We start from the raw sequence: 12,229 nt of genomic DNA, 5'->3' as shown, positions 1-12,229 counted from the left end.
AAAATCCTGTTATAAGCGTTTTTTTATTGTCTAAAAAACGACTCTAATCAAAATAAGTGAAGTTTTTCAGTGCCCTCGTTTTTCAAGCTGCTGTTTATTTAATGTTGTGAAGTGCCATTGGAATGGAGGGAAATCAAACTATTAAATCGAAGTGATAAATCGCTTATTTACAAAAAGGGCGCTTATGAAAATGTAGGGTTGACCGACTGGAGCAGCCGAACGGAACAAAGAGAATTACCGAAGAGAGACTGTTTCATTGCCCGTCATACTTTATGATATAATTAAATTTCTCCATTTATCAGGAAAGAAAGGAGTTTGGAAATAATTATGAGCCAGATCTTTTAAAAAAGGGTATCCTGCTTGATTGGTACGATAATTATACTTAAATTCAGTTTTCTTGTTTTCTATCTTTTTTTTAAATTCTTCAAAATTTAAATCTTTATTAAAGTTTTTTGTCAATCTTGTTTCTGATTGATAACCATCCCTAAAGGATTTTGAAAACAATTGTTCTTCCAAATCATTTTCTTTGTCTTTGACTAAATGTGTAGAAGTTGAATTTATTCCATGGTGAGGCACAAATAATCCTAAATCAATTTTACGTTCAAGAATAAATTCTTTCATGATATTGTATTCTTCTTCCATATCTAATAAAGCGAGATATTCCATTAAAACCGTAAGAATAGGAGAAGTACTATCCGAAAAATAGACCGGTTTAACACCTGTAACAGTGAATCTAATCACATTTTCAATACTGTTATTTGCATCAGGAATAAAGTCTAAGTTTTCTTTTGCATACTTAATTTGTCGCAGAACTAATTTTACATAATTTTTAGCATTCTGTAATTCTCCAAAATCAATAAATAAATTAAGAATACTGATTATAGTTGATGAATGAATGTCAATAAGTGGTCTAGAAGAGACACTATTTTGATTAATAATATTTACTAGTTGTAGATGCATACTTTCGTCATTGATTTTTTTATTGTAAAATCTTTCTACATTCAGCAAAAAACAAAAATAGTCCAAATAATCAAAAGTTCTTTTTGTATATCCAATTTGCTCATATCTTCCCGAATGTTCAGAAGACAGACCATCTTTTAGATTAGCAATAGGAATTGTTCTTTGAAAGTATTCTAATAATACTTTATAATAGAAATTAAAAACCTGATCAAAATATTTAGTTACAGCTTTGTCGTTTTCTAAATTGTTCTTTAAAATCCAATGCCAGAATTTTATCACTAAATGGGTTAAATATCTCTTTGCTATTTCAAGATTGTTGTATTCTTTCGATTCTGTATATATGATAAACCCGATAAGCTTAAAAGTTTCGAATAGTAGTTGCCATCTTCGTGAAAGTTTTTTAGATTTTTTCCATTCTTCTTTGGAAAGTATTACTTCCAATAAATCTACGAAATCTGATGTTATCCCATCATTTGTATCTAAATTCACTAAAACTCGATTGAATAATTTAGTGGTTTTTGGATCTACCAGTAAATATTCACCAAAAAGTTTTCCGGAAAACAGAAGTGTCAGGCGTGAAATATCCCAACGATCAAAAGAAGTGTTGACTAAATTATTTTGTGTTGCTACTACAAACGATTCAAAAGTAGCTTGTACACTTCCCTTGATCACACCATTATGTACAATTACAATTTTTAATGGTAATTGGTCGAACTCAGGAAAAGCAGAAACAAATTTATTATAGCTAGCTTGAGTTAAAGAATCTTGAATACCGTCTTTTCCATAAAAGTTGCCATCAGTGATGTCTCTATCTTTTCCACCTTTTAATTCAAAATAAAACCTTTTTTTGATATTATCTTCATCAATACCTATGGCTACTATATCTTTTCCATATTCGGGTAATCCTAGATACTCTGTTGGTTTGGATAAAATAGTAAACCCCATGGATTCTAATAAAATAGGAAAAATTCTATTTAACTCATTTTTTTCAGTTAATGATTCTAAGTACTCTTTGACAATTATATTTTTTATATCCATTACTTAGAAATTTTCAAGATTTTGTTCATAAACAGGAGGGTTTTTATAGGCTCTAGTATCGATCATCATACTTGATTCAAAATAACCTAATGGTAGAATGTCTTCTGAATCATCATTTTTCCACGCTCTTCCTCTGACAATTACCATGTTTTTCATCATGGACAAGAATGAGTTTTTATCCTTATCTATGTTCTTCATCATTTTGGCCTGATTTTCATGCTCTAAACGATAGTATAAATCCATTAGATTTCTTTCGTTTTCTTTAGGATCTAAGTCTTTAATTTTTGCCTTAAACTCACGCATTTTAGAATATTCATCGAAAGCCTTTTGTAAAGGAATTAGAAAATCTTTGTCTTTTTTCGAGTTGGTTAAATTCTTTTTGATGAGATCAAGTAGTGATTCTTGATAAACCTCAAAGATTAATTCAGCTAACATAGTCTGCAAATAATCTTTTACTTCTTTTAAATTAGACTCTTTTAATTTCAATAAGAGAGGAAGTAAATCATCAATGGAATTAGGATAATTGCAAATACTGTCGATTGCAAACAATTGAGCCTGTTTTTCTGACAACTTTAATAAATTGACTTGATGTACTCCCCCATGAGTAGAAAGAATTATTTTGACAGCCAATAAACTATACTTCCTAAAGTTAAATAAGTCTAAAATTTGTTCTTCTGTTTCTTCTTTGTTTGTGTCTAAAAAATGATTTAGTGAATTCTTAAACAAATCTATTGAACCCCTAAATCCAGATGCATCATATCTTTTTATTAGAATGTCAAAAAGGTATTGTGGGTTTTTGAAATTATGGAAAAAATAGTTGAATACATTGAAATTCTGTGTATTGTTCAGATAGACATTTAACAGATAATATTTTTCATATTCATATTTTTCTAAATTATATTGGATATTTTGAAAAGCACTGTCCGCCTTTTTATGATCTTCTGATTTCAAAAGCTTAACAAGCTCTTTGATGGAATTTTCTTTAATTTCAGCTGATGCATTATCATTTTCAATGAAATTACAAAATAAAACACTTTTTAGATTTACTAATTCAACGGTTATCGGTTCAATCTTATTTAGTAACTCAAATAATTGTTTTATATCTGACCCGTTCGAAAGATTGTAACCACTGAATGCTTTCAATGCAGTAATTGGATCTTTTTCAAATATTAAAATAGAATCATCAAAAGTATCATTATGACCTTCATTATATAAGCCAATAAATAAATTTGGAATTAAAACAGAATACTTCTGAAAATCATTTTTAATACCAAATTCAGCTAACTGTTTGGCAAGTGTACTATGATTTTTTCCTAACCCTCTTAGAAAATTATAGATGTAATTTGAAGGGTGTTTCTCGGAGTTATTGTATTCTATGCATGAGCTTAGAATTACTTCTTCGCAAGCATTTGTAATTATTAAAAACTGAAAATATGGGTCTATAAAATCAGAGCTATCCCTTCTTTTTTGTTTTTTGTCCTTTATGAATTCAACATAGAAATCATAAACGGAAAGTTGATTATTTAGAATGGTGAGGACAAATGCTTTTAACGCATTAATTGAGTTAGTAATTTCCTTACTTGAATCGTCTATAGAATATTTGTTTTTCAGGTACTTTTCAAAATCATCTATGAAAAGAAACGTGTCAATAATATTGTCAGGTAGTTTTCTTTTTAATTCCGTTTCGGCAATATTTAATAGTAGCTCGTTAAATAAAAAGGAATCTAAATTAATTTCAAGGTATTGGAGATCCTTCTCTACAATTTTTAATACTCCTTGTTTTAAAAGGACGACATGATCCAGTATTTCGGAAAATTTATATTTACCTTTTCTGTTCTCAAAGGTATAGTGTATCAAATCTGTTATTTTGTCAATATTTTGATTCATGAACTGTACTGTGTTTTTTTCATACTTGTTTTTTGAATTTAAGATTATTCAAATATTATTTTAAATGAATTTCTATAAATCCTAAAGCTGTAATAAATTTACAGCTTTCATGATTATCTACTTTACTAAAGTATATAAAAAAACTTGCAAGACATCCAACAATTCAAAATTTATTGGATGTTTTGTAAGTCAGTGTTTTTTTACAATTTAATTCTTAAATAAATCTTCCTTGCCATTTTTATCAGAATAGAACTCTTTTACTTTTTCGATGTCTAAGCCGTTTATTAATTCGTCAACTTCTTGCGCTGAACTAAAAACAAACCGAAATCCATCACTTTTAATAAATTGGTTTGAACTGGATTGCAAGGCATCGCTATCTATAATCAACAAGTATTTATCGTTTATTATTCTAAAACGGGTTGAAAGGTTAACTGAATAATCAAAATTCCATTTGCCGTAAAGGAATGCACCTCTGTAATTCAAATTCTTGTATTCAATTTTCTTGTCCAATTCCGTTACTTTATTTTCAATGGCGGTTTGTTTCCATTTTAAAAAAGTATCTTTTATACTTGTAAGAAATTCAATGAATTCCGGAACTTCTTTGTTTTTTAGCATTAACGATGCTTTACGACTCGAACTGTCTGAAGAGAAGCAATCAATGTAATAATCAAAATCGCCTTTCTCATTTGGTTTCCCTGCTTGAATTTCAAAGTTTTTTGACAAATAAGTCGAGTTGTAGGTGGCAATTTTTTCCTGACCCAATACATTTCCACTAAACATAAAAGTCACAATCCCTGCGATAATCATAATTTTCTTGAACATACTATTTTCTTTTTAAATTAGATTACAAAACTATTTGCTATTAGTGCAGTCTATTCGCATCGTTTAGTTTTAAATTTACCCTATCAAACTTTTCAACTATGGCTATCAACAAAAATGCCCTTATCCGTTTTCACGCTTTAGACAAATGTTTTAGTAATTTCAACAAGAAATTTTATTTAGAGGATTTGCTGGAAAATTGTAATGAAGCTTTGTATGAACTCAATTCTGATGGGGATGGTATAAAAAAACGTCAACTTTTTGAAGATATTAAGTTTATGGAAAGTAGTCAGGGTTGGTCTGTGCCACTAGATCGAATTAAAGAAGGGCGGAAAGTATATTATCGCTATGAAACTTCTGATTTTTCAATCAATAAGCAACCTATGAACGAACTGGAAGCCGAAAAATTGAAATCAGCTTTATTGGTTTTGTCCCGTTTTAAGGGAATGCCACAATTTGAATGGGTCAATGAATTGATTTTGAAGTTGCAAGAAGCTTTCAAATTGCAATCGCACAAAAGGGAAATCATTAGTTTTGACGCCAATGAATACCTGAAAAACATTCATTTTCTAGGTGATTTGTTCAATGCTATTTTGTACAAAAAAGTATTATGTGTGGATTATCAATCTTTCAAAAGCGATGTGATAACTACATTGGAAATTCATCCACATTATTTGAAACAATATAATAATCGCTGGTTTTTGATTGGAAACAATCCGGAATTTGAGAATTTTACCAATTTGGCTTTGGATAGGATTGTTTCTTTTTCGGAAACAAACAAAAAGTATGAAGTTTCCCCAATTGATTTTAATGAGTATTTTGATGATGTTATTGGGGTTTCTATTTCTCCTGAATCTACAGTTTCGAAAATCACTTTGTTTGCAACACCCGATTTAGCACCTTATATAATAACCAAACCCTTACACGGTTCACAAAAGAAAATCAGTATTGATGAAACCGGTTTTACTTTTTCTATAGAAGTAATTCCCAATCATGAATTGGAAAAACTGATTTTATCCTTTGGAGCCGGATTGAAAGTGATAGAGCCCGACTTTTTTAAAAACGCCATAAAGGAACGGTTAGTACGCAGTTTGGCCAATTATTAGGCAAACATAGCATTTTCATTGACCTGATTGATTACTTGAATCACTTTCATGGCCTTGTCTTCTTCCGGGAATATACCAAAAACGCCTTGGTCGTGATGTTCATTAAATGGGGCTTGTGTCAGTAATTGTTTTTCTATTACTCCTTTTTGGTTGAGGTACTGGATTATTTTTTGGATGAACGTAATTTGGTTGGCATTCAAATTTCCTTTGGAGATAAAATCCGAGAATAATTGATTGGCAATTTCAATATCTAAACCAACTATATTTCGAACAAACTTACCTAATGGTTGTTCTCCGTATTCTTTTATAAAACGGTCTTTGCTTTCCAAAGCTTCTTTCAACAGGAATTGTTCCAATAGCTCCAATTCATTGCTAGTAATGGGTAAATTTTTATACAATTTATCAATCACCAAATGGGATTTGTTTTTTCTAATAAAGGCTTCTACACGGTCTTTATAACTTTGTAATGAAGTATATGTAGCCAAAAGATCTACTTCTTCAACGCCATCTTTTGAAAGCTCATCAGTAAAGGAAGTATAAACAGGGTCTAGTTTCTTTTCGTCTTTTAGAAACTGGATTAAATCTCGAAGTTCTTGACGGATTTTTTCCAATTGCTGTACATTAACCGTACTCCAAAATTGTTCGTTTTGTAGTTGTTTGATTGTCGCTATTTTAGCTTGAACGGCAGGAATATTACGTTTCGTAAATAGCATATTCACAATGTCGTACATATTATCAATGTGTCTTACTTGCGCTTTATTTGCAGTAATCAATGCCAGTTGTAATTTATAAACCAATAAATCAAATCGTTTAGCAAATTCGTCTTTGTCTTGGTTGTAATCTATTAAATGAGATAAATTGCTTTGTATATTGAGTACATCACCTTGTAATAAATTATTCCATCTGGCTCTGTTTTTATATTCTAAAACATAACGCCAGTGTTTGCGTACCTCAAAACGGGCATCATTTAAATGATCTACCAATTGGTGCAAATCATCCGTAAATTGTACTTGAATGTGTTCTTGTTCTTCGGTTGGGTCTTGCAACTGACGCACTGTCATCACAATTTCCAGTTTTGTATTGAAGGTTTGTTGGGCTAAAGAAAGGGCAGTTTTTTGAGTTTGACCATCCGGATTGTCTCCAAAATATTCAAAATTGCCACAGAAATCAAAGATTAAGAAATATTCCTTGTCTATTCCCGGCGCAAAAATATCCGGACACAAACGCGTGCCTCGACCAATCATTTGCCAGTATTTTGAAGACGATTTTACTTCTTTAAAAAACACTAAGTTTAATACTCTAGGCGCATCCACACCAGTATCCATCATATCTACGGAAACGGCAATTTGAGGCTCTTTTTCGTCGCCTTTATCAAAACAAAATTTCTCCAGAAGATCTTGGGCTTTGTCTTCGTAATTGTCAATTACCCGAAGGAAACTGCCTCCATATTGAGGATAGTTTTTATTGAAGCGTTCCTCTATAAAAACGGCATGTTTGTGGTTTTTTGCAAAAAGGATGGTCTTGCCGAGTTTATCACCTCCGGCAATTTTCTGGCCATTAGTCATCAAATAGTCTAATACTTTATCGATTGTATCGGTGTTGTACAACCAGGTATTGATCTTGCTTTTATCCACATCGCAAACTTGGTTTTCATCTCCAAATTGGACACCAAACAATTCTTTGAAACGTATTTTATCTTCCTCTGAAAGGTCTTCATATTTAATCCCTTCCCTTGGAAATTTAAGCGGAATTTTAAATGCTTTGGGTGGCTTTAGATAATTATCCGCAACCGCTTTATTTAATTCGTAAGCGTATGTTGGATTACCATCTTCAATTTCGAACAATCTATAAGTGTTTTTATCGACTTCTGTTTTAGGCGTGGCAGTCAATCCTATTAAAATGCAATCGAAATAATTAAAAATAGATTGGTATTTTTGATATACGGAACGGTGTGCTTCGTCAATAATAATCACATCAAAATGACCCACGCCATAAAAGCGTTCGTCTTCGTTTTTAAGGTTGTCAATTTTATTTAAAATAGTGGGGTAGGTCGAGAAAACGACTCTAGTACCATTGTCTTCCTTCTCTTTTGTTAAATCAATGGCTGACAAGTGTGGCAAATGTTCCTTGAAAGCATTTTTGGCTTGTGTTACCAAGGCATTCCTATCAGCAAGGAACAATATTCTTTTCGCCCAATTACATTTGGTAAACATATCTACCATTGCTGCAGCTGTTCTTGTTTTTCCGCTTCCGGTTGCCATGACCAACAAAGCTTTTCTACTCGTTCCTTTGAGTTTGTTTTGGTTGGTGGTTACCAAATGTTCTGCTACTCGTTTGATGGCTTCCAGTTGATAATACCTTCCAGCAATAGCTGTATTTACACCAAATTCTCTTAAATCCTTACGGGCAAAACGTCTTTCAATAAGTAGCTGTAATTCTTCTTTGGTATAAAAACCTTGTACTTTTCTATCTGGATAAAAAGTATCGTCCCAAATGTGAGTTTCAAAACCATTGCTGTAAAAAATTATTGGACGTTGTCCTGTGCTCTCTTCCAAACATTTTGCATAAAGGCTGGCTTGATGTTTTCCTTTGGTGGCAGAGTGGATGGTACTTTTGGCTTCTACTACCGCTAATGGTAAACCGTTATCGCCCCATAACACATAATCTACAAAACCTTTTCCTGATGGATTTGTGGTTAATGGCATTCCTGTAACTTCGAATTCTATTTCTCGCCCTTCTCTTAGCTTATCCCAACCTGCTTCTCGCAATAGTAAATCAATTAGAATTAGGCGTGTTTGATGTTCGGATGTGAGTTCAGGAATAGCTTTTTCAACTGCTATTTCCTGGAAACGTTCTTCTTTGCGTTCGGCAATGAGTTGCAATTGTGCTTCTAATTGTTTGCGCAGTAAACCATTTTCTTCTGCAAGTTTTTCCTGTTCTTTTAACCCTTTTTGAGCTTCGGCACGTTCTTGCTCCAGTTTTTCGGCAAGAGCCTGGAGTTGCTTGGTATTTTTATCATTAGTATCTCCATAAGGAATTACTTTTTCTTCAAATTCGGGAATGTTAGGATTATTTTCGCTGTAATACTTGCTTAAAAAAGTCAAAAAACGAAAGCTATTTTTCAGAGATTGTAAAGCTTCTAAAGCTCGAACCGTTTTACCATGCGCTGCATTGTTCCCATTCAATCGTACAATATCCAATTCCATTAACATACTTGGTTTGAGTATATTTTTGAAACTTTCATTGTGGAGTAGGGCACCTAATTTGGTGTCATAAGGTAACTCTAAATCTTCATCATTTTTATACAACCAGAACATTGTTTTCTCCAACGTGCTGCGACACAATAAGGCAGCATACCGTGGCGCCGTAAAGGTATGTTTTTCGGCATCGGCAATCTCTCGGTAGATTTCAGGAAATTCGTGTTGAAGAAAGGTAAAGTTGCTTTTCATTTATTTAGGTTGATGCCACTAAAATACTACATTATTTTTGATTTTACCGTGTTATCAATTTGTGAAGTATTTCTCCTTGGATGGTGCGTTTGTATTTTTGATCTTGGTGTGTTGGTTTTTCCGGAATGGTCATTTCTATCCATCCTAATTTTACTAATGGGTCTAAATACTTTTCACGGTTATCAGAGTGATTGCGAAGTCCAATGTGTTCCAGGATTTCAACTCTTTTTTTAGGCTCTTCCAATACATTCAAAATAGTCAGCACTTTATCATTAAGAAGGCTTTCTATAATTTGAACAGCTTGGTCGCTAGCTTGGTCGCTGAGCCTTGGTAAGTCGTTTTTTAAAACCTCATTTCCCTTGCTATCACTGGTTTTAGCTTGGTCGTTAGCTTGGTCGCTCAGTGTGTTTAAAAAGTAACTAAGCTCCTCTAAATTGGTAAAAGTAACTGCTTCAATAGCGTCTGTTTTTTGTTCTTTTGCCAGTAAAACCGATAGGAAATAAGTGCTTTGTTCGTCTGTTTCAAAAACAGGTTCGGGCGAATTATTTTCCTTCATGGCGTTTCTGATGGTAGGGAAACCGGTACCTCGTCCTTCGGTCAGGTGTAGTTCTTTGAGTAAATCACCAATACGGCGGTTGCGATAATCCCGTGCCACGATGCGTTTATTTTGTTTTAGTATCTGTGCATCTACTGGTGGAACCGGACCAGGGAAACTTAGGATTTCTATTCTGTCAGGCCATAATTGCACTTCAATGGGTTTGTCCATTTCATAGCTTTTATGATAAACCGCATTAGACAAAGCTTCTTCTATGGCTTCGTAAGGAAAATTAAAATGGCGGTTGGCTTCTGCTTTATGCGCTACTTTTTCGACAACTTCCTCAATAACATTATTTCTGAAATAGTCCAATATGGCTCTTAGCTGATGGTGTAAAGGACCTTTGAAATACTTTTCGGAAAAATTTTTACCGGTTTTGTCTTTGTGAATTACCAATTCGATCCAAGAACGTTCGAGGAATTTTTCGGGATTTCGGGAAAAAAATAAGAGGCCAACATTTAAGGGGCGTAATGCTTCTTTAGGGCCATTTACAATTTTCATATTGAGACATAAATCCGCAAAAGGAATCTGCTTGCTTTCTTCGTATAAATCGCTTTTTACTTCTTGAAGAAAGGCCTGAATTAAACCTAAATCTAAATCATCAATGGTTGCTTTGCCGTTTATCCTGTCATCAAAAGGAATGCGTGCCGTTAGTTCTTGTAATCGTCTTAAATTATCCTCTTTTGCAATGATGCTACGGGAACCAAAACGAATGTAGGGATAGCGTTGTGCTGCTTTTCCTTGTGTGATAGGGGCGGTATAAGGGCGGTTATCACCGGCAGGACACCATAATATTAAAATGTGTTGTCCTTGTAGTGTGTAAGGTTGTATTAAAGGAAAATAATTGGGAAGCAATTGATAGGCAAGGGTTAAAACTGCCCCTTGAATTCTATCTAAACTTTCGGGAGCTAAACCCGCAGGAGGTAAGATAGGCCTTCCATCCTTTTCTGCAATGCCTACAATGATGTAGCCACCGCCCCAATTGTTGATGTCGTTGGCAAACGCACATAGGGTATGTACAATTTCTTCAGGGTTCCAGCCTTGTTTGAATTCAAGACGTTCCCATTCTATAGCTTGTCCGTTGACTAAATCGTTTATGTTTATTGGTAATGCCATATTTTGTTTAAACTTCTGAAAACGTATTTTATTTATAATTTAATGTAAATATATTGAATTGAATTTAGTAGGACCGAAATCAAAATTATTTTAAGCATCATCCCACTGATTTAATTCTTTTTTCTGTTCTATTTCTATATTATCAATTTCTTGCTCTATTTCAACACTAAATAATTTTTCAATTCGCTTAATAATCATAAACAACACTAAAAAAGTTTGTATAAAAGTAAAATACAATACTATTTGTAGCAATGTTTGGAAATAGTCATCAATATTTTTTTTGAAAATTATGAATAAAAAATCATTGAAACCTTTTGGAAATTTTAATACATCAATTAAGAACAGATTAATCAATGTAATAATACTAATTACAACAGAAAAACATACATTATAAAAAGTCTCTTTTATCAAAGAAACTCGAATTAATCTATCTGAAGCAGAATGATTTATAAATTTTTCAGTGTTAATATTGGTTAAGACAAGAATTAATAAATTGAATAATAACCCAATTAAAATGGAGATGCAAATTGAAATTATATTTTTTAAACCATCATTTAACGGGCAAAAAACACCTAAAAAAATACTAAAAAGTATCGGTAGGTATAAATAAGAAAACTTTTCAGCTCTGTTTATTTTACCGTTTTTACCTTTAAAAGACATGAAATGTCCTTCAAATACTCTTCTAATATTTAATTCGCGATACATTACAGTAGTCCCAAATTAAAACCTTTAACAAGTCCTATAGCTTCATTTCTAATGGATTCAAAATCAGCAAATCCTTTTCCATCAAGTTCTACTTTAATTGTGTAATAAGGTCTAATTTTCATTGTGTCACTGAGATCAATTGTCTTTGTGGTACCATCGAATGTAGAGACTATTTTTAATGTAGAGGAATTATCAAATCCTATACTATCAAACTCTTTGGTGTTAAAGAAACCATTGTTGTTTTCCATATTATTTAGAATTTTTTGTTTGGTTACATCTTTAAAATCAGTACCTTTTTTTGTTTTAATAACTAATTCTAATTCATATTCACCAGCCTCTTCATAACCTCCTAAATATTTATCGCATAGATCTCTAGGGATGTTTTTTCGGGTCAAGTTAATACTGTTGTACTCTCCTTTCTCAATGTAATTTTGGATAATTTCTTCTTCAATATAGTTTTCATCTCTTAATAATAAACTGCAAATTCCAATGATATTGACCACCCAATTCCAATTTAAAGTAACCACCTGATTCCAATTCAAAATGACCACCTA

Annotated in this window: 8 protein-coding genes; 1 reads left to right on the top strand and 7 read right to left on the bottom strand. The window is 32.5% G+C overall.

What is annotated here, in order from left to right; translation table 11 throughout:
- Positions 1 to 270 precede the first annotated feature (270 nt).
- From QO200_RS18995 to QO200_RS18985, 3 genes are all read right to left on the bottom strand, one after another.
- Entirely contained in the window at positions 271 to 1,998 is a 1,728-nt protein-coding gene (locus QO200_RS18995) for a hypothetical protein (RefSeq protein WP_371543502.1), read from the bottom strand.
- 3 nt (positions 1,999 to 2,001) lie between these two features.
- A complete protein-coding gene (locus QO200_RS18990; protein ID WP_371543500.1) occupies positions 2,002 to 3,885 on the bottom strand; it encodes a hypothetical protein in 1,884 nt (627 codons plus the stop codon).
- Between the two features lie 207 nt (positions 3,886 to 4,092).
- Complete coding sequence (locus QO200_RS18985) at positions 4,093 to 4,707, bottom strand: hypothetical protein (RefSeq protein ID WP_371543498.1); 615 nt, start codon at positions 4,705 to 4,707, stop codon at positions 4,093 to 4,095.
- Between the two features lie 98 nt (positions 4,708 to 4,805).
- On the opposite strand from QO200_RS18985, the gene QO200_RS18980 reads away from it, so the two are divergent.
- A complete protein-coding gene (locus QO200_RS18980; RefSeq protein ID WP_371543496.1) occupies positions 4,806 to 5,810 on the top strand; it encodes a helix-turn-helix transcriptional regulator in 1,005 nt (334 codons plus the stop codon).
- On the opposite strand, the gene QO200_RS18975 is transcribed toward QO200_RS18980, so the two are convergent.
- The 4 genes from QO200_RS18975 to QO200_RS18960 all read right to left on the bottom strand — a co-directional run bounded on the left by QO200_RS18975 (position 5,807) and on the right by QO200_RS18960 (position 12,178).
- The gene (locus QO200_RS18975) at positions 5,807 to 9,259 is read right to left on the bottom strand and encodes a DEAD/DEAH box helicase family protein (RefSeq protein ID WP_371543493.1); all 3,453 of its coding nucleotides are present in this window, start codon (positions 9,257 to 9,259) and stop codon (positions 5,807 to 5,809) included. The two genes, QO200_RS18980 and QO200_RS18975, sit on opposite strands and share 4 nt — an antisense overlap.
- Before the next feature lie 43 nt (positions 9,260 to 9,302).
- Positions 9,303 to 10,970: an ATP-binding protein gene (locus QO200_RS18970; RefSeq protein ID WP_371543491.1), complete on the bottom strand. Its 1,668-nt coding sequence runs from the start codon at positions 10,968 to 10,970 to the stop codon at positions 9,303 to 9,305.
- 90 nt (positions 10,971 to 11,060) lie between these two features.
- Positions 11,061 to 11,675: a hypothetical protein gene (locus QO200_RS18965; RefSeq protein ID WP_371543489.1), complete on the bottom strand. Its 615-nt coding sequence runs from the start codon at positions 11,673 to 11,675 to the stop codon at positions 11,061 to 11,063.
- On the bottom strand, positions 11,675 to 12,178 hold the full coding sequence (locus QO200_RS18960) for a hypothetical protein (protein ID WP_371543486.1): 504 nt from the start codon (positions 12,176 to 12,178) through the stop codon (positions 11,675 to 11,677). The genes QO200_RS18965 and QO200_RS18960 overlap by 1 nt, the downstream gene beginning before the upstream one ends.
- Positions 12,179 to 12,229 lie beyond the last annotated feature (51 nt).

The sequence above is a fragment of the Flavobacterium sp. Arc3 genome (genome assembly GCF_041431375.1).
GTDB lineage: Bacteria > Bacteroidota > Bacteroidia > Flavobacteriales > Flavobacteriaceae > Flavobacterium.
The sequence above is the reverse complement of the archived record's forward strand: the minus strand, read 5'-3'. Positions and strand labels throughout refer to the sequence as shown.